We start from the raw sequence: 23,137 nt of genomic DNA, 5'->3' as shown, positions 1-23,137 counted from the left end.
TATGGGGTGCAGTCAATCGCGTCCGGGGTTTTCAGGCTGCCTTCAGCCAGCATCAGGGGCAGCCTGAAAGCGGGGTTTGTGGTGTATTCCAATGATTTTAAAGAAAACCGATAAACGCGCCGGCTGCGGCTGATGGCGGGCATCAGCAATGGCGATAGGCAGCCTGAAAACTGTTTTGCCGGTATGCGGGGGCAGAAAAAGGCAGCCTGAAAACTTTTCAGGCTGCCTGAAGCACGGGTTTGGCGGGAAAACGGCCAGAATCTGCCGCCGGCAGGGCGTTTTTCAGATAAGATTTTACGAATCACTATCAGTCAAAACAGAATCCGCTATAATCGCGGCATTTTGTAAATTCAGGTAAGTAACGATGAAACTGAAAATAATGGCGGCGATGCTGATGCTGGCCGGGCAGCAGCTGTGGGCGGCGGACGATGCCGAGAGCGAAAAAGACAAGGCGACGACGCTGCAGGAAATCCGCGTAGAAGGCCGCAGCATGCGGCTGGGTGCCTATATCGTGAAGGCCGACGAAATCGAACGCCGGCCGCTGCGCAACGGCACCATCAGCGATCTCTTGCTCAACCACGGCGCGGCACAGTTTTCCGGTGCCGCCCGTCAGGCGACGCGCGCCGGCGAAATCGCGCCCGAGCCGGTGAGTTTCCACGGCGAGCCGTATTACAACAACGCGCTGGTGCTCGACGGGCTGTCGAACAACGACATTATGAACCCGGGCTACAGCAACGGCGGTTTCCGCACGCCGGAAAAAGACTTCGATACCGCGCCGACCACGCTGTATATCGCCCCGGGCGCGCCGGAGATGTTTCAGGTCGATACTTCGCTGCTGAAAAAACTGACGGTGTACGACGCCAACGCGCCGGCAAAATACAGTCGTTTCACTGGCGGTGTGATCGATGCCGAATTGAAAGACCCCGACATCAAAAAAGCCGGCGGCTCGGTAAGCTGGCGCACCACGCGCTCGTCATGGATGCACTTTCACTTAAGCGGCGACCAGAGCGAAGAAGAGTTTGAATCGGCCGACGCGGGCAACGATATGCAGCCCAAATTCGTCAAGCATTCCTACAACCTGTCGCTCAACCAGCCGCTGGGCGGCCGCGGCGCGGTGCTGCTGGCCTACAGCCGCAAGGAGTCGAAAATTCCCAAATACCACCGCTATCTCGAGCGCTGGCAGAACGGCCGGCGCAGCGCCGAAACCTGGATGGTGAAAGGTTTGTACCGTCCGCACGAAAAACACGCACTGAGCGCCACGCTGATGTATTCGCCGCACGAGAGCGTGTTCTACCGCAACAACACCAAGGACGGCCGCTATGTTTCTTCCGGCGGCGGCTGGCGCTTCAAGCTCGGCTCCAAGCTGGAAACTTCGTGGGCGGACATCGAATCGGTGCTGGCCTACACCCGCAGCCGCAACCGCATCGGCTACGATTTTGGCGCCGATTCCTACCAGTGGCTCGGCAGCGCCTATGTGCCCGGCTCTTCGCTCGACTGGTGCTCGCAAACCGACCGCCGCGGCTGCGCCCGCGCCTATCAGGGCGGCTTCGGTACTTTGCAGTCTGCCAATTCCACCTGGACGCTGAAGCAGGACTACCGCCTGCGCAATCTTAATTGGGGCGCTTCGCGGCACCGTATTTCCTTCGGCTGGAACATCGACATCGCCCGCGTCCGTTCCGAGCGGCCGCAGGCTTCGCGCTATATGTACGCCTACTTCAACACCGCGCGCAACGGCTATCCCGCCAACATCACCAACGTCAGCCCCAACTGCCGCGACTGCATCCCCGGCGAGCAGTACCAGACCCACATGAGCTATTTCCCCGCTTTCAGCAGCAAAGCCCGCGCCGACAGCTACACGCTCTATCTGAGCGACAGCATCGACTGGAAACGGCTGACCCTGGATGCCGGCCTGAATATCGGCTACGACAGCGTGCTGAAAAATCTCAATATCGCCCCGCGGCTGGCCTTCGATTACGACGCTCTCGGCAACAAACGCCTGTATCTCTTCGGCGGCCTGAACCGCTATTACGGCGGCAACATCCTGGCCTACGAATTGCGCGCCGGCATCCCGAAAAACGAAGCCTACCAGCGCATCAACGACCCCAAAAACGGCGAATCGGGCTGGACCTTCGACAAATACATGAACAACAGCCAAAGCTGGAAGCCCGGCTCGCTCGACACCCCCTACAGCGACGAAGCCAATCTCGGCCTGCGCCGCCGTTTTGCCGGCCAGATGCTGACCTTCCATTGGACGCACCGCAAAAGCCGTGACCAGTTCACCCCCGAGCGCCATGCCGACGGCAGCCACACTGTGGTCAACGGCGGCAGCGGCAATTCCAATCTCTACAGCTTCGACATCCACAACGAAAATCCCCTGCGCCTGGGCATGCTGCGGATAGGCTACCGCGCCGGCGCCCGCTACCACCGCTACCGCACCGACTACAACGGCAATTACGAAGAAGCGCAGGTGGCCGATCTGACCAACAACCGCACGCCCTACTACCTGCTCGAAGGCAAGCGCTACGAGTCAATCGCCGAAATGCCGCCCTTTAATTTCAACACCCCGTGGACGGCCTTTCTCGAATTGAAAACCGACATCCCCAAATGGCATTTCAAATGGACGCATATTTTCAGCTACCGCCCCGGCTTTAAAAACTACCAGCGCTACAGCGTTTCCCAATGCCGTCTCTCCAGCCAGCCCCAAGCCTGCGGCGACTGGGACGGCGCGGTTTACGACTACCGCCTGAACGAATACCGGCAGGCGCTGATGCTCGATTGGAAGCTGCAATGGGACATTCCGATCAAGCGCAGCCGTCTCGAGCTGAGTCTCGATGTGCTCAATGTGTTTGACAAAAAAGTCAGCAGCGCCAACAGCGGCAGCAATTTTGTTGCCGGCACCGCCAGACAAAGCCCGTCGGGCTATGAAACCGGCCGCCAGTTCTGGCTCGGCGCCGCCTACCGCTGGTAGGCAGCCTGAAAACCGTTTTACGGAACAACACAGCCCAAAGGCAGCCTGAAAACTTTTCAGGCTGCCTTTTTATTGGATTACGGATTGATGATGTTTGCCTGCCGCCCAAACCAAAGCAGCCTGAAAGCCCTTGTCGGGGTTTTCAGGCTGCTTTCAGGCAGCGGGTTGGATTGTTTGGAGATGCGGAATGCAGACGCATCACCCTTCGGCAAAGCCGGCGCACAAATGCTTGCGCATCAGCTGGCAGCGGGCGCTGATACGGCGGTTGAGCGGCATGGCGGCATCGCCGAGCGCGCGGTAGCCGTTGAGCAGGTAAAAAGGAACGGAATTATTGGACGCATACAGGCTGAGCATGCCCAGTCCGGCTTCGGCGGCAAGCGCTTCGGCGCGCTGCAGCAGCGCGGTGCCGAGCCCGCGGCGGTGGACGAAGGGCAGCACATACAGCGCATCGAGCTGGGCTTGGGCAAGATCGAGCTGGAAAAAGCCGTGGATACGCTCGTGCAGCTCGATCACCCACACCGCTTTACTGGATGAGCGGATGGCCGCCGGATAGTGCGCGGGCGAGAGCAGCGCCAGCCAGGCATCCAGGATTTCGCGATCGTAGCTTTCCAGGCAGGTATAGCGCACGGCGTAGCGGTGGACGTTGTAGATATCGTCGCTGTCGGCGGTGCAGGCGGGGCGCAGACGGGTAATCAGTCGCTTCATGGCGGGCAGAACACGGTGGCACAAAAGCGGGCGATTATATAGTGCGCGGCCGGCTTGTTCTAGGTGCGCTTTTTTTCTTTCTTCCCGGCAACGGCACCGCAGCATCGAGAACGCACCCAAGCAGCCTGAAACTTTTTCAGGCTGCCCGGGTGCGGCAAACGCCGCCGTGTACCGCTGCGATAGGCGGCGCGATTTTTGCTATACTTGCGCCCTTTGCCGCGCCGCGCCCTATCGGCAGCCTGAAAAGGCGCGGCGCCCGAAACCAACGCAATACGGAGCGAAACATGTTTGGAAAAGCCGGACTCGGCGGCCTGATGCAGCAGGCGCAGAAAATGCAGGAAAATATGAAAAAGGCGCAGGCAGAACTGGCCGAAACCGAAGTCGAAGGCCAGGCCGGCAACGGTTTGGTCAAAGTGGTGATGACCTGCGGCCATCAGGTGCGCAAACTCGACATCAGCAGCGAGCTGATCGAGCAGGCGGCCGACGACAAAGAACTGCTGGAAGATCTGCTTCTGGCCGCCTTTGCCGATGCCGGCGCCAAAGTGGCGCAAACCACTTCGGACAAAATGTCGAAATTCACCCAGGGCCTGCCGCCGGGCATGGGCGACTTTTTCAAATAAGGCAGGAGCGCCCTTATGGCCAAAATCGGGATTGTGATGGGCAGCAACAGCGACTGGCCCGTTATGCAGTACGCCGCCAACATCCTGCAGGATTTCGGCGTGGACTACGAAGCGCGGGTGGTGTCGGCGCACCGCACGCCGGATCTGATGTTTGAATACGCCAAAACCGCCAAAGAACGCGGCCTGCGCGCGGTTATCGCCGGTGCCGGCGGTGCCGCCCACCTGCCGGGCATGCTGGCGAGCCAAACGCCGCTGCCGGTACTCGGTGTGCCGGTGCCGAGTAAATACCTGCGCGGCGAAGATTCGCTGCTGTCCATCGTGCAGATGCCCAAAGGCGTACCGGTGGCGACGTTTGCCATCGGCGAAGCCGGCGCCGCCAATGCCGCGTTGTTTGCGGTGTCGCTGCTGGCCGCAGACGATGAAGCGCTGGCGCAAAAGCTCGATGCCTTCCGCCGCCGCCAAACCGAAACCGTGCTGCAGATGGCGCTGCCGGCCGCCGGCGAATAAGCGCCCTGCAGCGGGAAATGTCTGAAGCAGCCTGAAAACCCTGAAACCCGGCCGGTGCGTTTTTCAGGCTGCCTGTTTTGTGAGACGGGGAGAGCAAAATGAGCGTGGAATCGCAAATCGTCCAAATCGTGCTGGCCTTTCTGGTGCTGATCAATCCCTTGAGCGCGCTGCCGCTGTTTTTGGAGCTGACCCACACCTGCAGCCGCCGCGAGCGCCGCCGCGTCGCCCAAATGACCGCCGCCAGCGTGTTCGTTACCATCGTGATTTTTACCTTCAGCGGCAACCTGCTGCTCAAAGTGCTGGGCATCAGCACCGGTTCTTTCCGCGTCGGCGGCGGGATTTTGGTGTTTCTGATTGCGATGTCGATGATGAGCAAGGGCGACAACCACGCCAAACCCGATCTGACCACGCCCGACGACGGCAGCGGCATGCCGGTGGAAAAACGCGAAATCCGGCCGGTGCTCGGCACCATCGCCGTGGTGCCGCTGGCGATTCCGATGATTATGGGGCCCGGCGGTATTTCCACGGTAGTGATTTACGCTTCGTCGGTCAGCAGCTATACCGGCCTGCTGCTGATTACCGCCGCCGGCGCGGTGGTGTCGCTGATTTCCTATCTCAGCCTGCTGGCGGCCGACCGCATCAGCGGCCTGTTGGGCGATACCGGCCTGGCGGTGCTCAACCGCATTATGGGCATTCTGCTGGCGGCGGTGGCGGTGGAGATTATCGTCGCCGGCCTAAGAAGCCTGTTTCCGCAACTGGCAGCCTGAAAATCGTTTCAGGCTGCCTGAAAACCATTTGAACGAATTATGGCAGTCAATACCATCAGTAAAACCGTTTACGCCAACCACAGCGCCGAGCAGATGTTCGAGCTGGTGGACAAGGTGGAAGACTACCCGCGCTTTTTGCCGTGGTACGGCCGCACCGAAGTGCTGTCGCGCCAGGGCAACGAGTTGCGCGCACGCCTGCATATGGATTACATGGGCATGCGCCAGTCTTTCGCCACCCGCAACACCAACGTGCCGGGGCGCGAAATCCGCATGGAGCTGCTGGAAGGCCCTTTCCGCAGCCTGCACGGCATCTGGCAGTTCACGCCGCTGGAAGACGGGCGCTGCAAAGTCGATTTCAGGCTGCAATACGAGCTGGTCGGCCTGCTCAGCCGGCTGATCAGTCCGGTATTTGGCGGCGTGTGCAACCGCCTGGTCGAAGCCTTTGTGCAGGAAGCCGACCGCCGCTATGCCTGAAATCGAAGTGGCCTACGGCACCGCCGATGCCCAAGTGCTGTACCGCCTGAATCTCGCCGACGGCTGCACCGCCCGCGAAGCGGTACGCCTGAGCCCGCTGGCCGCCGATTTCCCCGATGCCGACCTGAACGCACCACTGGGCATTTTCGGCCGCCAGGTTAAAGACGATACCGTGCTGCAAAACGGCGACCGCGTCGAACTCTACCGCCCGCTCAAAGCCGACCCCAAAGAAGCCCGCCGCCGCCGCGTGGCGCAAAAAGGGCAGGGCGGCGCCGGCTGAAACCGCTTAGGCGGTGCAGGCAGCCTGAAAGTGCCGCTGCCGTTTTTCAGGCTGCCTGAAAGATTGCCGGCATCCGATTGGGCAAATCGGCTGCCCGATGCGAAAACGGCACCGCCAATCAGGTTTGCCGCAGGCAGCCTGAAAGCCCGATTCCCAGCGGCAGGCGGCGGTTTTGGGCTATAATCCGCGCCTGTTTCGCTCCGTTTTTGGTTCGTGTTTATGCAGCCTGATTTCCACCGTCCGATACTCGCCGTCGATACAGGCAGCAGCGTGCTGTCGCTGGCCTTGCGCGCCGGCGGCGAAATTCTGTCGTGCCGCATCGACGCCGGCAACCGCCAGTCCGAGCTGATTTTGCCGCAGATTGGCGAAATGTTTGCCCAAGCCGGCATCGGCGCCGCCGATTTGGGCGCGGTGGTGTATGCCAAAGGGCCGGGCGCGTTTACCGGCCTGCGCATCGGCATCGGCGTGGCGCAGGGGCTGGCGGCGCCGTTTGCCACCCCGCTGATCGGCGTGCCGACGCTCGATGCCGCCGCCTATCTGCTGCCGCCGCAGCCTTGCGTGCTGGCTGCCGCCGATGCGCGGATGAACGAAGTGTTTTACGCCTGGTTCGATACCGCGCAGCGCCGTCGGCTGAGCGATTACCAGGTGGGTGCCGCCGCCGCCATCCGGCAGCCTGAAAACGCCGTCGGCACGGCAGCGGGCATCGGCAGCGCCTTTGCTTTGGAGCAGCCGCCGCCGTTTTCAGGCTGCCCCGATATGCCCGAAGCCGCCGATTTTCTGCGTTTGGCGCTGGACAGCGCGTATCCCGCCGTTGCGGCGGCACAGGCGGAACTTTTGTATGTGCGCGACAAAATCGCACTCACCGCCGCCGAGCAGGCCGCCCGCCGCGCAGGAGCTGCCGCATGAAACTCACCCACGAACAGGGCGCCGCCTCGGAGCAGGCGGCTTTGGACTATCTGCTCACCGCCGGCTGTACACTCTTGGAGCGCAACTGGCACTGCCCCTTCGGCGAAATCGACCTGATTATGCAAAGCGGCGATACCGTGCTGTTTGTCGAAGTGCGCTACCGGCGCAGCAGCCGTTTCGGCGGCGCCGCCTACAGCATCACCCCCGCCAAACTGGCCAAGCTGCAAAAAAGCGCCGAGCACTATCTGCAGCAAAAACGGCTCGCCGGCCGTCCCTGCCGCATCGATGCCGTGCTGCTCGAAGGTCGCGCCGCGCCAGTGTGGCTGCACAATATTACCGGTTAAGGAACATCCGAATGAACAGTCTGCAACAGCGGGTTGCCGCCCATTTTGACGAAAGCATCCGCGCCAAACAAACCGCCGCCGCCGTGCTGGCCGAACCCACCGCCCAAGCAGCGCTGCTGCTGTTTCAGGCGCTGGCCGAAGACGGCAAGATTCTGGTGTGCGGCAACGGCGGTTCGGCGGCCGATGCCCAGCATTTCGCCGCCGAACTCACCGGCCGCTTCGAAAAAGAGCGCATGGAACTGGCGGCGGTGGCGCTGACCACCGACACTTCCGCCCTGACCGCCATCGGCAACGACTACGGTTTCGACCACATCTTCAGCAAGCAGGTGCGCGCGCTCGGCCGTGCCGGCGACGTGCTGATGGGCATTTCCACTTCCGGCAATTCCGCCAATGTGATCGAAGCGATTAAAGCCGCCCACGAGCGCGACATGAAAGTGGTGGCCTTTACCGGCCGCGACGGCGGCAAAATCGCCGCCATGCTCAAAGAAGGCGATGTGCTGCTGAACGTGCCCTATCCGCGCACCGCCCGCATTCAGGAAGTCCACATCCTGCTGGTGCACGCGCTGTGCGACTGCATCGACACCATGCTCACCGAAGGCATGCCCGCCGACTGAATGCCGCCGTTTTCAGGCAGCCTGAAAAACTGCCAAATCCGGTAAAAAAACGTTAAAATGCGCCGCATCCGGCGCGCTGCCTGCCCAACAATCAATCAGGGCGCGTCCCCAATATCCCAGGAGTCCACCATGAATATGCCCAAGCACCGCCTTGCCGTTCTGATGCTGTCGATTGCCTTTGCCGGTTCGCTGGGCGGCTGTGCCGCCGCGCTGATTGGCGGTGCCGCAGCCGCCGGCGGCGCGTCGATTGCCGACCGTCGCAGCACCGGCGCGCAAACCGACGACGAAGTGATGGAGCAGCGCGTCAAATACCAAGCGCTCCAAGCCGTCCGCAGCGCCAACACCAATCCGCAGTACAAACCGAAAATCGCCGTCGTCAGCTACAACCGCCGCATCCTGCTGCTGGGACATGTCGCTTCCGAAAACGACCGCCAAACTGCCGAAGCCATCGCCCGCAGCGAGAAAAACGCATTGGCCGTGTACAACCACATCCAAGTGGTGCCGATCAACCGCACCTTCGGCCACATCAGCAATGACACCTGGATCACCACCAAGCTGCGCACCCACCTGATCAACGTGCCGGGCGTGTATTTCGGCCACGTCAAAGTCGTTACCTACGACGGCACCGCCTATGTAATGGGCATACTTGCGCCCGATCAGCAGGCCGCCGTAACCGAGCGCGTGCGCACCACCCCGGGCGTGCGCGAAGTCGTTACCCTTTACGAAACCTACCAGCCTGAAACCACCACCAACGCCGCCACCGGCAGCGCCCAGTAAACCCTGCGGCGCAGGCTGCCTTTCAAGGCAGCCTGAAACGGATACCGTGCAATGTCAAACGAACCCCAAGCAAAATCCAAAATCACTTTCGGCAACATCCTGCTGACCCTGCTGGTGATCGGCACCTTTGTCGTCATTGGTCTGATGTACGTTTTGTACCGCGAGATTTCCAAACCCACGGTTATCGACACCGAAACCCGCCAGCAGCCCGCCGCTTCGCGTCCGGTTGAAGCGCTCTCGCCCGACGGCAAACCCGTTTCCCCGACACCGGTGCGCGATGCCAGCCTGCCGACCGCCGGCGCACCCGACCCGCGCGAAGTGCCCGGCGTTGCGTCCGAGCCGGATGATGCTTTCGACCGCGCCGCGCTAAACACCGGCGCGGCACCGGCCAAGAAAGCGAAAAAAGTCGAGAAAGAAAAGGAAAAAGAGAAAGAAATCCCGCTGGTGCCGATCGCTGGCGGCGGCGACAGCGGCGGCGAAGTCCCGCTCAAGCCGGTAGAAACCGCCCCAACGCCGAAAAAAACACCCCGCCCCGCCCAGCAGAACACGCCGAAAAAATCCACCGGTGGCGACGCCATCGACGAATTGTTCTAAACACCGCTGCGGCAATGACAAAAACGGCTTTCAGGCTGCCTGAAAGCCGTTTTTTAATGTTCGCAAAAATGCCGCCTTGCTGCCGTTTTCCGATGTTTTCCGAATGGCACAAAGCAGCCTGAAAGCCGATGTGGCTTTCAGGCTGCTTTTGTTAGGTGCGGATGCCGGTTTTAGTATCGTTTCGTGGTCAGGAGGCGAATACTTTGTGGGTGATGATGATTTTGCCGCCGCGTTTTTCATAGCGGGTTTCGGTGCCGTCGCCGGCCACGCAGTCGTCGTCGCCGCCGCTTTCGACACGGACGCCGCCGTTGTGGCGGGTGATGTGGTAGTAGTAGCGGAAACCACCGCATTCGTTGGGTTTGGTGCCTTCGCGTTTCAGGCTGCGTTTGGGCAGGGTGTGCGGCAGGTATCCGTCTTGGCGGATTTTTTCTTCGCGCACGCCGTCGATTATGGGGGCTTCGTAGCGGTAGCGGCGGGCTTGGAAGTCGGCATAGGCTTGGGCGATGGTGGCGCCGGGGGCTTCGCAGCGGTAGGTGCTTTCGATGCCTTCTCTTTGAACGTAGCGGCATTGCATCTGGCTGCGGGCGGCGGCGGGCAGGGACGCGGCGGCAAATACCGCAGCCAGTAGGGCGGGGACAGTGGAATAACGGAGTTTCATACGGAGTTCCTTTAGGTTGGTGGAAAGAAAAAGCAGCCTGAAAGCCAAAAATGCTTTTCAGGTTGCCTCGCATCACTTAAAGGCAGCCTGAAAAACAAGACATCAGATTTTGCACGCGCCGCCGGCGCAGCCGTCGTCCTGAATATCGGTTTGGGTGTCGTCGGCGCCGTCGCGGGTGTGGTGGTAGTAAAGGGTTTTGACGCCGTATTTGTAGGCGGTGAGCAGGTCTTTGAGCATCTGCTTCATCGGCACGCGGCCGCCTTCAAAGCGTTTGGGGTCGTAGCTGGTGTTGGCGGAGATGGCCTGGTCGACGAATTTCTGCATGATGCCGACCAGTTTCAGATAGCCGTCGTTGCCGCCCATCTGCCACAGGGTTTCGTATTGGTTTTTCAGGCGGCCGAATTCGGGCACCACTTGTTTGAGAATACCGTCTTTGGAGGCTTTGACGGTAACCAGGCCGCGCGGGGGTTCGATGCCGTTGGTGGCGTTGGCAATCTGCGAGCTGGTCTCAGACGGCATGAGCGCGGTAAGGGTGGAGTTGCGCAGGCCGTGTTTGACGATGTCGGCGCGCAGGCTTTCCCAATCGAGATGCAGCGGCTCGGCGCAGACGGTGTCGAGGTCTTTTTTGTAGGTGTCGATCGGCAGTTTGCCCTGCGAATAAATGGTTTGATTAAACAGCGGGCAGGCGCCGTATTCTTTGGCCAGCTCCACCGAGGCTTTGAGCAGGTAGTACTGCATGGCTTCAAAGGTGCGGTGGGTCAGGGCGTTGGCCGAGCCGTCGCTGTATTTCATGCCGTTTTTGGCCAGATAGTAGCCGTAGTTGATCACGCCGATGCCCAGCGAGCGGCGCCCCATGGTGGAGGTGCGGGCGGCTTTGATCGGGTAGTCCTGATAATCCAGCAGGGCGTCGAGCGCGCGCACGGCCAAGTCGGACAGGCCTTCGAGTTCGCCCAGGCTTTCCAGCGCGCCCAGATTGAAGGCAGACAGGGTGCACAGGGCGATTTCGCCGTTTTCGTCGTTGATGTCGTTCAGGGGCTTGGTCGGCAGGGCGATTTCCATGCACAAGTTGGACTGGTGGACGGGGGCGACGCGCGGGTCAAACGGGCTGTGGGTGTTGCAGTGGTCGACGTTTTGGATGTAGATGCGGCCGGTGCCGGCGCGCTCCTGCATCAGGATGGAGAAGAGTTCGGTGGCCGGCAGGCTGCGTTTGCGGATGTTTTCGTCCTGCTCGTAGCGGGTGTACAGGCGCTCGAATTCGTCTTGGTCGGCGAAAAAGGCTTCGTACAGGCCGGGCACTTCGTTGGGCGAGAACAGGGTGATGTTTTCGCCTTTAATCAGGCGGGTGTAGAGCAGGCGGTTGATTTGCACGCCGTAATCGAGCTGGCGGATGCGGTTGTCTTCCACGCCGCGGTTGTTTTTCAGCACCAGCAGGCTTTCCACTTCCAGATGCCACAGCGGGTAAAACAGCGTGGCCGCACCGCCGCGCACGCCGCCCTGCGAGCAGGATTTGACGGCAGCCTGAAACATTTTGAAGAAGGGGATGCAGCCGGTGTGCTGCGCTTCGCCGCCGCGGATTTCGCTGCCCAGCGCGCGGATGCGGCCGCCGTTGATGCCGATGCCGGCACGCTGCGAAACGTATTTGACAATCGAGCTGGTGGTGGCGTTGATGGAATCCAGGCTGTCGTCGCACTCGATCAATACGCAGGAGCTGAACTGGCGGGTGGGCGTGCGCACGCCGCTCATAATCGGCGTCGGCAGCGAGATTTTGAAGGTGGAAACCGCATCGTAAAAGCGTTTCACATAATCCAAGCGGGTGGCTTTGGGGTATTTGGAAAACAGGCACATCGCCACCAAGATATAAAGAAACTGCGGCGTTTCAAAGATTTGGCGGGTAACGCGGTTTTGCACCAGATACTTGCCTTCCAGCTGTTTGACGGCGGCGTAGGAGAAGGTCAGGTCGCGGTCGTGGTCGATGTGCGCGTTGAGTTCGTCGAATTCTTCGCGGCTGTAATCGGCGAGAATGTGGCGGTCGTAGCGGCCGGCTTCGGTGAGTTTGGCCACATGGTCGTAAAGATGCGGCGGCTCGTAGTCGCCATAGGCGATTTTGCGCAGGTGGAAAATCGCTAGCCGCGCGGCGAGATACTGGTAATCCGGCGTTTCTTCGGAAATTAGGTCGGCCGCGGCCTTGATGATGGTTTCGTGGATGTCGTCGGTGCGGATGCCGTTGTAAAACTGAATATGCGATTTGAGTTCGACCTGGGAAACCGATACGTTGTCCAAGCCCATTGCCGCCCAAGTTACCACGCGGTGGATTTTGTCCAAGTCAATCGGCTCCAAGCGGCCGTCGCGTTTGGTAACTTTGAGATTGACTGTCGTATTCATCGGGCTTTCCTTCGCTTTGGGGTTTTAAATCGGATGGGTGTTGGCTTGGAGCTTGTTTTCAGACGTTTTTTCAGACTTATACATGTGAAAACGCGCCAAGAAAAACAGCGCGTATGGCGCATGATAATCCATTTTCAGGCAGCCTGAAAAGTGTGTAAACGGGTGCAAAAATTCTTTAATTTGCAAATGAAAAGGTTATGGCATAAACACACTTTTCCCGCCGCCGGCGCTTGCCCCGCGCGGCGGATTTTGCTAGCTGGATGTTTTTGTCGGATAAAAAGACTTTTGCCAAGAACCATCAAAAATGGCAGCAAAACGCCGCGCTTTCAGGCTGCCGGCAGCGGCTGGGCGGCGCTTTCCCCTTTTAGGCTGCCGCGCCTGACAACACGCCGCTGCGGCAAAGTTTTGATACAATCGCCGCCGTTTTGACTTCAGCAAAGGCAGCCTGAAAATATGGCTTTGGAAACTTGGATCGGCCTGCGTTATATGCGCGCCAAAAAACGCAGCGGCTTTGTGTCGTTTATCTCGGTGATTTCGGTGCTCGGCATTGCGCTGGGCGTGATTGCGTTGATTCTGGTGCTGTCGGTGGTCAACGGCTTTCAGAAGGAAATCCGCGGCCAGCTGCTCAATATCGCCCCGCATGCTGAAATCGGCTATTTCGATGCCGAGGGCGGCAAAACCTGGCGCGATCTACAAAAGCAGTTCGGCACGGGCAAAGGGGTGGTGGCGACCGCACCCTATGTGGCCGGACAGGCGCTGCTGGCCAATTCCGGCGAGGTGCGCGGCGTGCAGCTGCGCGGCGTGCTGCCTGATCAGGAAGCGAAAGTGGCGGAGTTCACCAAAAACGTGGTGGCCGGCCGCCTGGAAGATTTGCAGGCCGATGATTTCGGCATTGTGCTCGGCTCGGAGCTGGCCGATGCGCTGGGCGCGGAATTAGGCAACAAAGTTACCGTGATCACGCCCGAGGGCAATGTTACCCCCGCCGGCGTGGTGCCGCGGCTCAAGCAGTTCAGGGTGGTCGGCATCATCAAAACCGGCGTCGATGAAGCAGACAGCAGCATGGCGATTACCCATTTGGCCGACGCACAGAAACTCTACCGCGTGGACGAGGGCAACGTCGGCCTGCGGCTGCGGCTGGCCGATCCGCAAAACGCGCCGGCGGTGATGGATGCGCTGGTGCCCGAAGCCCTGCAGCAGAGCCAGCAGCTTTGGGTGCGCAACTGGACGGACAACAACCGCAGCTACTTCAACGCGGTGGAAATGGAAAAACGCCTGCTGACGCTTTTGCTGACCTGCATCGTCGTCGTTGCCGCCTTTAATCTGGTGTCGTCGCTGGTGATGGCGGTAAAAGAAAAACAGGCCGATATCGCCATTTTGCGCACGCTGGGCATGTCGCCCGGCGGCATTATGCGCATTTTCATCGTGCAGGGCATGGTGGCCGGCACCATCGGCACTTTGGTCGGCACCGTACTCGGCCTGCTGGCGGCGTGGAAAGTGGGCGACATCGTTGCCTATATCGAAGAGGTGTTCAACGTGCATTTCGTGTCGTCGAAAGTCTATTTCATCAACCACCTGCCCAGCGACATTCAGGCTGCCGACGTGATTACCGTGGTCTGCATCTCGCTGCTGCTTTCTTTCTTGGCGACGCTGTATCCGAGCTGGAGCGCGGCGCGCACCCAACCGGCGGAGGCTTTGCGCTATGAATAATCCCGTACCCCACCCCGCCGCGGAGCCGCAGGCGGTAATCGACTGCCGCGAAGTGAGCAAAAACTACCGCGACGGCAGCCTGAACGTGCAGGTGCTCAACGGCCTGAGCCTGCAAATCGGCGCCGGCGAGAGCGTAAGCATCATCGGCGCTTCGGGCAGCGGCAAATCGACGCTGCTGCACATTCTCGGCGGGCTGGACAGCCCGAGCGCCGGCAGCGTGATGCTGATGGGCGAAAACGTTGCCAAGCTCGGCCAGAAAGCGCTGGGACGGCTGCGCAACCGCAACCTGGGTTTTGTTTACCAGTTCCACCACCTGCTGGCCGAATTTTCGGCGCTGGAAAACGTAATGATGCCGTTGCTGATCAGCGGCGCGCCCAAAGCCGAAGCCCGCGATCGCGCGGCGGCGATGCTCGAGCGCGTGGGGCTGGGCGAGCGCATCCGCCACCGCCCCGCCCAGCTTTCCGGCGGCGAGCGCCAGCGTGCCGCCATCGCCCGCGCGCTGGTCGGCCGCCCGCGCTGCCTGCTGGCCGACGAGCCCACCGGTAATCTCGACCGCGGCAATGCGCGCAAAGTGCTCGATATGATGCTGGAGCTGCAAAGCGAGCTGGATACCGCGCTGGTGGTCGTGACCCACGACGACGATCTGGCCGCCCGTTTCAACCGCGTATTGCGAATGCAAGACGGCAAGCTGGTCAGCGCTTAATTCTTTATTTTTCAGGCAGCCTGAAAGCGGAAAATCCCTTTCAGGCTGCTTTTTTGTCGTCGTTTTAAAATAAACAAATTGAAATCATAGTTGCGATAGCTTTTGTTTAAACATATATTCCGCCCCGCACCGCAGCCACGCTGCATAAACCCAAGCGAAAGGAAAACAAATGTCGATCCAGCAACTGTATGAAAAATGTGAAACCGGCTACGAATACGCCTTCCGCCAAATCGAGCAATCCGCCAAGCAATAAAAGGAAACCATGATGAACAAATGCCCTGTAACCCACCTGACCATGAACAATGGCGCCCCCGTTGCCGACAACCAAAACTCCATGACCGCCGGAGCGCGCGGCCCGCTCTTGGCGCAAGATTTGTGGCTGAACGAAAAACTCGCCAACTTCGTGCGCGAAGTCATCCCCGAGCGGCGCATGCACGCCAAAGGCTCGGGCGCGTTTGGTACGTTTACCGTCACCCACGACATCACAAAATACACCCGCGCCAAAATCTTCAGCGAAATCGGTAAAAAAACCGAAATGTTCGCCCGCTTTACTACCGTTGCCGGTGAGCGCGGCGCGGCCGATGCCGAGCGCGACATCCGCGGCTTTGCGCTGAAGTTTTACACCGAAGAAGGCAATTGGGACATGGTCGGCAATAACACGCCGGTCTTCTTCCTGCGCGACCCGCGCAAATTCCCCGATTTGAACAAAGCGGTAAAACGCGACCCGCGCACCAATATGCGCTCGGCAACGAACAACTGGGATTTCTGGACGCTCTTGCCGGAAGCCTTCCACCAAATCACCATCGTGATGAGCGACCGCGGCATCCCCGCCAGCTACCGCCACATGCACGGCTTCGGCTCGCACACTTACAGCTTTATCAACGCGCAAAACGAGCGTTTCTGGGTGAAATTCCATTTCCGCACCCAGCAGGGCATTAAAAACCTGACCAACGCCGAGGCCGCCGCCATCATCGCCGACGACCGCGAAAGCCACCAGCGCGACCTTTATGAAGCCATCGAGCGCGGCGACTTCCCGAAATGGACGATGTACGTGCAAATCATGCCCGAAGCGGACGCTGAAAAAGTACCGTACCACCCGTTTGACCTGACCAAAGTTTGGCCGAAAAAAGACTATCCGCTGATTGAAGTGGGCGAGTTTGAGCTCAACAAAAATCCGGAAAACTTCTTCGCCGACGTCGAACAATCCGCCTTCGCGCCGAGCAATCTCGTGCCCGGCATCAGCGTTTCGCCCGACCGCATGCTGCAAGCGCGCCTGTTTAACTACGCCGACGCGCAGCGCTACCGCTTGGGCGTGAACCACCACCAGATTCCGGTAAACCGCCCGCGCTGCCCCGTGCACAGCAACGCCCGCGACGGTCAAGGCCGCGCCGACGGCAACTACGGCTCCGCCATCCACTACGAACCCAATAGCTTCGGCCAATGGCAGGAACAGGCGCAATACGCCGAACCGCCTTTGAAAATCAACGGCGACGCCGCGCATTGGAACTACCGCGAAGACGATGCCGACTACTTCAGCCAGCCGCGAGCGCTGTTTGAGAAAATGAGCGACGAGCAAAAACAAACCCTGTTTGCCAACACCGCCGCCGCAATGGGCGACGCGCCGGACTTCATCAAATACCGCCACATCCGCAACTGCGCCCGCTGTCATCCCGACTATGCCGCAGGCGTCGCCCAAGCACTAGGCTTGAGCGTCGCCGACGCAGAAGCCGCCCGCGCCAGCGATCCGGCATTGGGTCAGCCCGGTTTGTTGTAAGGCAGAATAGGGCAGCCTGAAAACGGTCTGCCGCACACCCAAAGGCAGCCTGAAAACGTATTTGCAATGCTTGTTTTAGCTTCGCTGGAACTCGCTTCGCTCGTTTTCAGGCTTCCTTTTTACGCGTATGTGGCCGCTTCGGCGCGGATACGGGGAACAACGTTTAATTTTGCTATAATCGCCCCCTTTCCCGACCACACAACGGAAACCGCAACCCATGGAAAAAATCTGGCTGGACAGCTACGAAAACGGCGTGGCACACGAGATCGACACCGAACGCTACCAATCGGTGGTGGACGTATTCAAACAAAGCGTCGAACAATTTGCCGACAAACCCGCCTTTCACAGCATGGGCGTAGAAATCAGCTACCGCCAAACCGCCAAGCTGGCGGCCGATTTCGCATCCTATCTGCAAAACGTGCTCAAGCTGCCGCGCGGCGAGCGGGTAGCGGTGATGATGCCCAATCTGCTGCAATACCCGATTGCGGTATTCGGCATCCTGCAAGCCGGGCTGGTGGTGGTCAATACCAACCCGCTCTACACCCCGCGCGAACTCGAACACCAACTCAAAGACAGCGGTGCCACCGCCATCGTGGTGCTGGAAAACTTTGCCAATACGCTGGAAATGGTGCTGCCGCGCACCCAGGTCAAACACGTTATCGTTGCCAGCGTCGGCGATATGCTCGGTTTTTTCAAAGGCGCTTTGGTTAATTTCGTGCTGCGCCGCGTGCGCAAACAAGTGCCGGACTACCGCATCCCGCACGCCGTACCCTTTAAACGCGCGCTGGCGCAGGGCGGCGCCCAAACGCTGCAGGAAGTGCCGCTGGCGCGCGAAGATCTGGCCTTTTTGCAGTACACCGGCGGCACCACCGGCGTGGCCAAAGGTGCGATGCTCACCCACGGCAATATCTGCGCCAACATGATGCAGGGCGCCGAATGGATTAAATGCAAGCTGCAGCCCGGCCACGAAGTCTTTATCGCCGCGCTGCCGCTTTATCATATTTTCGCGCTCACCGTGAACCTGATGATTACCATCCAGGCCGGCTCCAAAGCCGTGCTGATCGCCAATCCGCGCGACATCGACGGCTTTATCGCCGAATTGGGCAAACACCGCATCACCGTGTTTATCGGCGTCAACACCCTGTTTAACGCCCTGCTCAATAAAGACAGCTTCAAACAGCTCGATTTTTCCAGCTGGAAACTCACGCTCAGCGGCGGCATGGCCACCCAGCAGGCCGTGGCCGAGCGCTGGGCGGCGCAAACCGGCCAGGCCATCGTCGAAGCCTACGGCCTGACCGAAGCCAGCCCCGGCGTGTGCGTCAACCCGCTCAACATTCCCGCCTACAGCGGCGGCATCGGCCTGCCGCTGCCCAGCACCGACGTGCAGCTGCGCGACGGCAACGGCGGTTTTGCCGCCATCGGCGAAGCCGGCGAACTGTGGATCAAAGGGCCGCAGGTGATGAAAGGCTACTGGCAGCACCCCGAAGAAACCGCCAAAGTGCTCGATGCCGACGGCTGGCTGGAAACCGGCGACATTGTCGTGATGAACGAACAAGGCTGGCTGCGGATAGTCGACCGCAAAAAAGACCTGATTGTGGTGTCCGGCTTCAACGTCTATCCCAACGAAATCGAAGACGTGGTCGCCCACAACCCCAAAGTGCTGGAAGTGGCCTGTATCGGCGTCAAAAGCGAAAAAACCGGTGAAGCGCTCAAACTTTTCGTGGTGAAAAAAGACCCCAGCCTGACCAAAGACGAGCTAATCGAATTCTGCCGCAGCCAGCTGACTGGCTACAAAGTCCCGCGCGAAATTGAATTCCGCGACGAGCTGCCCAAGTCCAACGTCGGCAAAATCCTGCGCCGCGAGCTGCGCGACAAATAAGCGGATACACACAAAGCAGCCTGAAAACGGGTTTTTCGTTTTCAGGCTGCTTTTTTAACTTTCAGGCTGCCTTTTGATTTTTCAGAACAGCAAAAACCGCACACCGTTTGGGACGGTGTGCGGCCGGGTTGCCTTGCCGTTTTACTGGCCGGCGGCTTGGTTTACGCGCTCGCGCAATTCCTTGCCGGGTTTGAAGTGGGGAACGTACTTGGCGGGTACGTCCACACGTTCGCCGGTTTTGGGGTTGCGGCCGACGCGCGGCGGACGGTAGTTCAGGTCGAAACTGCCGAAGCCGCGGATTTCGATGCGTTGCCCTTTGGCCAGCGAGCGGGTCATGGTGTCAACCAGGACTTTGACGCTGTATTCGATGTCTTTGCTTTGCAGCTGGTTGCCGTTTTCGGCAACGAAGACTTCGGCCAGGCGGGCCATCAATTCCGATTTGGTCATGTTGCTGCCTTATTGTTTGCCCAAAGACGCTTTGAGCAGGTCGCCCAGGCTGGTGGTGCCGGCGTTGGCGGTGGCTGCGTTGACGTTGTTGAGGGCTTCGCGGTTTTCTTTGGCATCTTTGGCTTTAACCGACAGTTTGATGCTGCGGTTTTTGCGGTCGATGGTCAGAATTACGGCTTCGACGGTGTCGCCGGCGTTAAGTTTGGTGGTCAGGTCTTCCACGCGCTCGCTGTCGAATTCGGATGCGGGCAGGTAGCCTTCCACTTCGTCGGCCAGGGCGACAACGGCGCCTTTGGCTTCAACGGATTTCACTTCGCCTTTAACCAGCGAGCCTTTGTCGTTCACGCTGATGAAGTTGCCGAAAGGATCGCCTTCGAGCTGTTTGATGCCCAGGGAGATGCGTTCTTTTTCGACGTCGATGGCCAGTACCACGGCTTCGACTTCTTCGCCTTTTTTGTATTTGCGTACGGCTTCTTCGCCGGCTTCGCTCCAAGAAAGGTCGGAAAGGTGTACCAAGCCGTCGATGTTGCCGGGCAGGCCGACGAAAATACCGAAGTCGGTGATGGATTTGACTGCGCCTTGGATTTTGTCGCCTTTGTTGAAGTTGGCTTCAAATTCCTGCCACGGGTTGGGGCGGCACTGTTTCATGCCGAGGGAGATGCGGCGTTTGTTTTCGTCGATGTCCAGAATCATCACTTCGGTTTCGTCGCCAAGCTGTACGACTTTGCTCGGGTGGACGTTTTTGTTGGTCCAGTCCATTTCGGAAACGTGTACCAAACCTTCGATGCCCTGTTCGATTTCGACGAATGCGCCGTAGTCGGTCAGGTTGGAAACTTTACCGAACAGGCGGGTGCCGGTCGGGTAGCGGCGGGCAAGGCCGTCCCACGGATCTTCGCCCAACTGTTTGAGGCCGAGAGATACGCGTTGTTTGTCTTGGTCAAAGCGCAGCACTTTGGCTTCCACTTCTTGGCCGACTTCCAGCACTTCGCTGGGGTGTTTCACACGGCGCCATGCCAGGTCGGTGATGTGCAGCAGACCGTCGATACCGCCCAGATCCACGAACGCGCCGTAGTCGGTGATGTTTTTGACGATGCCTTTAACCACGCTGTCTTCTTTAAGGTTTTCCAGCAGGGCTTTGCGCTCTTCGCCGAGGGTTTCCTCCAGAACGGCGCGGCGGGATACCACGACGTTATTGCGTTTTTTATCCAGTTTGATGACTTTGAATTCGATTTCTTTGCCTTCAAAGTAGGAAGTGTCTTTCACCGGACGCACGTCCAAGAGAGAGCCGGGCAGGAAGGCGCGGATGCTGTTGACCATTACGGTCAGGCCACCTTTGACTTTGCCGCCGACCACGCCGGACAGGATTTGGCCGTCTTCCATCGCTTCTTCCAAAGTGATCCAGTCGGCCGCGCGCTTGGCTTTTTCGCGGGAAAGTTTGGTTTCGCCAAAGCCGTTTTCCACCGATTCGATGGTCACGGTAACGAAATCGCCGACTTTGACTTCCAACTCGCCTTGCGGGTTTTTGAATTCGGCCAGATCAATCAGCGATTCGGATTTCAGACCGGCGTTTACGATTACGAATTTATCCGTAATGTCAACGACTTCTGCGGTGATGACTTCACCGTGGGTCATTTCCTGGCTGGCTGAGTATTCTTCCAGTAACTGGGCAAAATTTTCCATGAGTTTGCTTTCTTTGCACCGCCAAGGGATGCGGGGTTGGGGTTGGAAACGCCGGCCTCCTTGGCAGGCGGGCGCGGGGTTGGGTTTTTCAGGCTGCCTGAAAAAATGCGCGATTATAGCGTGTAATCAGCTTTCGCGATACCAATCAAGCACTTTTTTTACCGTTTCGTCTATGCTCAAATCGGAAGTGTCGAGCAGCTTCGCATCGGGCTCTTGGCGCAGCGGGGCGCTGGTGCGGCGGCTGTCGGCCAGATCGCGCGCTTGGATGTCGGCAACGATGCGCTGGTATTCCAAGCCTTCGCACGGCAAACCGAGCTGCTTGGCGCGGCGGCAGGCGCGCACTTCGGCGGCGGCGGTCAGAAAGATTTTCAGCCGCGCCTGCGGGAACACCACCGAAGCCATGTCGCGGCCGTCGGCCACCAGACCCTGCTCGGTAAGAAAGTCGCGCTGGCGCTGCAGCAGGGCGGCGCGGACAGCCGGCAAGGCAGCCACGGCGGATGCGCCCATGCCGATTTCTTCGCTGCGGATGGCGCTGCCGACGTTTTCGTCCGCCAAAAAGACGGTGCCGCCGGCAAAGCGTACAGGCAAGGCGGCGGCCAGCTCGGCCAACGCCGCTTCGTCCGACCACGACACGCCCTGCCGCTGCGCATACAGCGCGGTCAGCCGGTAGAGCGCGCCCGAATCAAGATACGCCCAGCCCAATTCCTGCGCCACCCGTGCGGCAATGGTGCCTTTGCCCGATGCGCTGGGGCCGTCGATGGCAATCACTTTTTGCATTTGGTTTTTCCTGTGCGAGCAAGTGGAAAAGGGTGCGATTCTATCACAAGGCGTATCCGCCGCTTTCAGGCTGCCTTGTGCCGGCCGGCGCAACAAAACCCCGCTCGCCGCGCCGCCAAACTTGCCCGAATGGTTGCGCTTTGATTAAGATTCGCTCTGTTTTCAATCCATACCGCTTTTAGGAAAAACAATGAAAAAACTGCTCGCCGCTTTCTCCGCCGCCGCCCTGCTGGCAGCACCCGCCATGCTTGAAGCACGCGATTTCGACCCCGTGCCGCGCCTGATTCTCCGCCCGCACGGCGGTCAGATTGTCAAATCGCGCCGCATCGGCGAAGACAAATTCGAAGTCGAATACTTCCTGCGCCGCGGCCGGATCCGCGATTTGGCCGACGAAGCGCGCAGCAATGCCGAAAACAACGGTTTTCGCACCGTAAAAGCCAAAGTCAGCCCGAGCAAAGCCACATTGGAGTTTCGCCGCGGCCCGCAGGAAATGGATATCCGCATCAAAGAAAAATGGACCGGCGGCATTTCCTATGAAGCAGAATTGGATTTGAACCGCGACAAAATGAGCGAAATGCCGATGCCGGCCGAACAAGCCGAGCAGGAATAAGCGCCAGACGGTTTCAGGCTGCCTGAAACCGTTTTTCCTACGCTTTAAAGCAGCCTGAAAGCCGAAAACAATACCGGCGACAACAAACCAATCAATAAAGGACGAAGTTATGGATTCCCCGACCAATTTTCGCCACCTGCTGGAAATCGACCTACTGAATGCAGAAAACGATGCCGCTGCCAAACAGGGCTGCACCGCCGCCTTGGCAGCCGAGCCGCCCGCCGCCGCGGTGCTGGTGGCCGCCGATCGCTTGAGCGCCGCGCGGATGGCGCTGCCCAAAAGCAAAGGCGTTACCATTGCCGCCGCGCTCAATCCCGACGGCGCCGAGCCGGTGTCGGCGGTGGCCGATACCGCTACCGCGCTGGCTTTCGGTGCCGACGGCATCGTGCTGGTGCTGGCCGATGCCGCCGGCTTCGACAGCGATGCCGCCGCCCAAAGCCGCCATATGCTGGCAACGGTGGCCGAGCTGTGCCGCTCCGGCCAAAAGCGGCTGACGGTAATGGTCAAGCAGTATCAAACCGAAGAACAGCTGCTTCATGTGGCGCAAACCGCTTGGGCGGCCGGCTGCGATTTCGTTTCCTTCGCACTGCCGGAAGACGGCAGCACGCCGTTTGCCGCGCTGAAAGAGCATCTGCCGGCCGAAGGGGCTGGGGTAAAAATCTGGGGGCTGGCCGATACCGATGCCGCCGAGAAATGCGTGGCTGCGTGGACGGAAGTGTTCGGCAGCGGGCAGCTGGATGCGCAGCATTTGCGTTTGATCGTTCCCGCCGACTGGCTGGCAGCGGCTCAGGCGTAGAGTTGCCGCCACAAGAAGTTTTCAGGCTGCCTTTTCCGTTTGAAAGGCAGCCTGAAAACTATCGGTGGGGAGAAAACAGGTAAAAACACCGGCTGCCGAGTAATGCCGATTGCCTTTCAGGCAGCCTGAAACGGAAAAACCGATTTGAAATCGTCAAACCGGTTTGAA

23 protein-coding genes are annotated in these 23,137 nt (G+C 59.5%); 17 read left to right on the top strand and 6 right to left on the bottom strand.

The features are described from left to right. Positions 1-364: 364 nt before the first annotated feature. Complete coding sequence (locus MB824_RS00465) at positions 365-2,968, top strand: TonB-dependent receptor (protein WP_238744877.1); 2,604 nt, start codon at positions 365-367, stop codon at positions 2,966-2,968. A gap of 198 nt (positions 2,969-3,166) precedes the next feature. On the opposite strand, the gene MB824_RS00460 is transcribed toward MB824_RS00465, so the two are convergent. Then, positions 3,167-3,673 (bottom strand): GNAT family N-acetyltransferase, encoded by a 507-nt coding sequence (locus tag MB824_RS00460; RefSeq protein ID WP_238744875.1) that lies wholly within the window; start codon positions 3,671-3,673, stop codon positions 3,167-3,169. Between the two features lie 284 nt (positions 3,674-3,957). On the opposite strand from MB824_RS00460, the gene MB824_RS00455 reads away from it, so the two are divergent. The 10 genes from MB824_RS00455 (at position 3,958) to MB824_RS00410 (ending at position 9,556) form a co-directional block, all read left to right on the top strand. After that, the gene (locus tag MB824_RS00455; RefSeq protein WP_238744873.1) at positions 3,958-4,293 is read left to right on the top strand and encodes a YbaB/EbfC family nucleoid-associated protein; all 336 of its coding nucleotides are present in this window, start codon (positions 3,958-3,960) and stop codon (positions 4,291-4,293) included. Positions 4,294-4,308: 15 nt separating this feature from the next. Continuing rightward, entirely contained in the window at positions 4,309-4,800 is a 492-nt protein-coding gene (gene purE / locus MB824_RS00450; protein WP_238744871.1) for a 5-(carboxyamino)imidazole ribonucleotide mutase, read from the top strand. Positions 4,801-4,898: 98 nt separating this feature from the next. Further along, positions 4,899-5,567 (top strand): MarC family protein, encoded by a 669-nt coding sequence (locus MB824_RS00445; protein ID WP_238744869.1) that lies wholly within the window; start codon positions 4,899-4,901, stop codon positions 5,565-5,567. Positions 5,568-5,606: 39 nt separating this feature from the next. Then, positions 5,607-6,041, top strand: coding sequence for a type II toxin-antitoxin system RatA family toxin (locus MB824_RS00440; RefSeq protein WP_238744868.1), 435 nt, complete (start codon positions 5,607-5,609; stop codon positions 6,039-6,041). Then, entirely contained in the window at positions 6,034-6,321 is a 288-nt protein-coding gene (locus tag MB824_RS00435) for an RnfH family protein (RefSeq protein WP_238744867.1), read from the top strand. Before MB824_RS00440 ends, MB824_RS00435 begins: the two co-directional genes overlap by 8 nt. A gap of 219 nt (positions 6,322-6,540) precedes the next feature. Next, a complete protein-coding gene (gene tsaB / locus MB824_RS00430) occupies positions 6,541-7,227 on the top strand; it encodes a tRNA (adenosine(37)-N6)-threonylcarbamoyltransferase complex dimerization subunit type 1 TsaB (protein ID WP_238744866.1) in 687 nt (228 codons plus the stop codon). Further along, the gene (locus MB824_RS00425; RefSeq protein WP_238744865.1) at positions 7,224-7,571 is read left to right on the top strand and encodes a YraN family protein; all 348 of its coding nucleotides are present in this window, start codon (positions 7,224-7,226) and stop codon (positions 7,569-7,571) included. The genes tsaB and MB824_RS00425 overlap by 4 nt, the downstream gene beginning before the upstream one ends. An 11-nt stretch (positions 7,572-7,582) precedes the next feature. Next, complete coding sequence (locus MB824_RS00420) at positions 7,583-8,185, top strand: phosphoheptose isomerase (RefSeq protein ID WP_238744864.1); 603 nt, start codon at positions 7,583-7,585, stop codon at positions 8,183-8,185. Positions 8,186-8,314: 129 nt separating this feature from the next. Continuing rightward, positions 8,315-8,962, top strand: coding sequence for a BON domain-containing protein (locus MB824_RS00415; protein ID WP_238744862.1), 648 nt, complete (start codon positions 8,315-8,317; stop codon positions 8,960-8,962). Positions 8,963-9,013: 51 nt separating this feature from the next. Beyond that, entirely contained in the window at positions 9,014-9,556 is a 543-nt protein-coding gene (locus tag MB824_RS00410; RefSeq protein WP_238744860.1) for a hypothetical protein, read from the top strand. Between the two features lie 187 nt (positions 9,557-9,743). Here MB824_RS00410 and MB824_RS00405 read toward each other — a convergent pair whose 3' ends face one another. Next, positions 9,744-10,214 carry a hypothetical protein gene (locus MB824_RS00405; protein WP_238744858.1) on the bottom strand — a complete coding sequence of 157 codons (471 nt, stop codon included), beginning with the start codon at positions 10,212-10,214 and terminating at the stop codon, positions 9,744-9,746. Between the two features lie 102 nt (positions 10,215-10,316). Continuing rightward, positions 10,317-12,596, bottom strand: a complete 2,280-nt coding sequence (gene nrdA, locus MB824_RS00400; protein ID WP_238744856.1) for a class 1a ribonucleoside-diphosphate reductase subunit alpha — start codon at positions 12,594-12,596, stop codon at positions 10,317-10,319. A gap of 453 nt (positions 12,597-13,049) precedes the next feature. Between nrdA and MB824_RS00395 the strand changes: the two genes are divergently transcribed. From MB824_RS00395 to MB824_RS00380, 4 genes are all read left to right on the top strand, one after another. Continuing rightward, positions 13,050-14,303 carry a lipoprotein-releasing ABC transporter permease subunit gene (locus tag MB824_RS00395; protein WP_238744854.1) on the top strand — a complete coding sequence of 418 codons (1,254 nt, stop codon included), beginning with the start codon at positions 13,050-13,052 and terminating at the stop codon, positions 14,301-14,303. Continuing rightward, on the top strand, positions 14,296-15,006 hold the full coding sequence (gene lolD / locus MB824_RS00390; RefSeq protein WP_238744852.1) for a lipoprotein-releasing ABC transporter ATP-binding protein LolD: 711 nt from the start codon (positions 14,296-14,298) through the stop codon (positions 15,004-15,006). Before MB824_RS00395 ends, lolD begins: the two co-directional genes overlap by 8 nt. A gap of 265 nt (positions 15,007-15,271) precedes the next feature. Continuing rightward, a complete protein-coding gene (locus tag MB824_RS00385; RefSeq protein ID WP_238744850.1) occupies positions 15,272-16,780 on the top strand; it encodes a catalase in 1,509 nt (502 codons plus the stop codon). A gap of 217 nt (positions 16,781-16,997) precedes the next feature. Then, positions 16,998-18,659: an AMP-binding protein gene (locus MB824_RS00380; protein WP_238744848.1), complete on the top strand. Its 1,662-nt coding sequence runs from the start codon at positions 16,998-17,000 to the stop codon at positions 18,657-18,659. Between the two features lie 141 nt (positions 18,660-18,800). On the opposite strand, the gene MB824_RS00375 is transcribed toward MB824_RS00380, so the two are convergent. From MB824_RS00375 to cmk, 3 genes are all read right to left on the bottom strand, one after another. Further along, complete coding sequence (locus MB824_RS00375) at positions 18,801-19,106, bottom strand: integration host factor subunit beta (RefSeq protein WP_238744846.1); 306 nt, start codon at positions 19,104-19,106, stop codon at positions 18,801-18,803. Positions 19,107-19,115: 9 nt separating this feature from the next. Further along, positions 19,116-20,786: a 30S ribosomal protein S1 gene (gene rpsA / locus MB824_RS00370; protein WP_238744844.1), complete on the bottom strand. Its 1,671-nt coding sequence runs from the start codon at positions 20,784-20,786 to the stop codon at positions 19,116-19,118. A 126-nt stretch (positions 20,787-20,912) separates the two neighbouring features. Continuing rightward, a complete protein-coding gene (gene cmk / locus MB824_RS00365) occupies positions 20,913-21,563 on the bottom strand; it encodes a (d)CMP kinase (protein ID WP_238744843.1) in 651 nt (216 codons plus the stop codon). Positions 21,564-21,753: 190 nt separating this feature from the next. Between cmk and MB824_RS00360 the strand changes: the two genes are divergently transcribed. Both MB824_RS00360 and MB824_RS00355 read left to right on the top strand, forming a co-directional pair. Beyond that, a complete protein-coding gene (locus tag MB824_RS00360) occupies positions 21,754-22,173 on the top strand; it encodes a hypothetical protein (RefSeq protein ID WP_238744842.1) in 420 nt (139 codons plus the stop codon). A 109-nt stretch (positions 22,174-22,282) separates the two neighbouring features. Beyond that, positions 22,283-22,969 (top strand): hypothetical protein, encoded by a 687-nt coding sequence (locus tag MB824_RS00355; RefSeq protein ID WP_238744841.1) that lies wholly within the window; start codon positions 22,283-22,285, stop codon positions 22,967-22,969. Positions 22,970-23,137 lie beyond the last annotated feature (168 nt).

The sequence above is a fragment of the Kingella pumchi genome (assembly GCF_022288825.1).
Lineage (GTDB): Bacteria > Pseudomonadota > Gammaproteobacteria > Burkholderiales > Neisseriaceae > Kingella_D > Kingella_D pumchi.
Note: the sequence above shows the minus strand (reverse complement) of the source record. Positions and strands in the feature narration are given on the sequence as shown.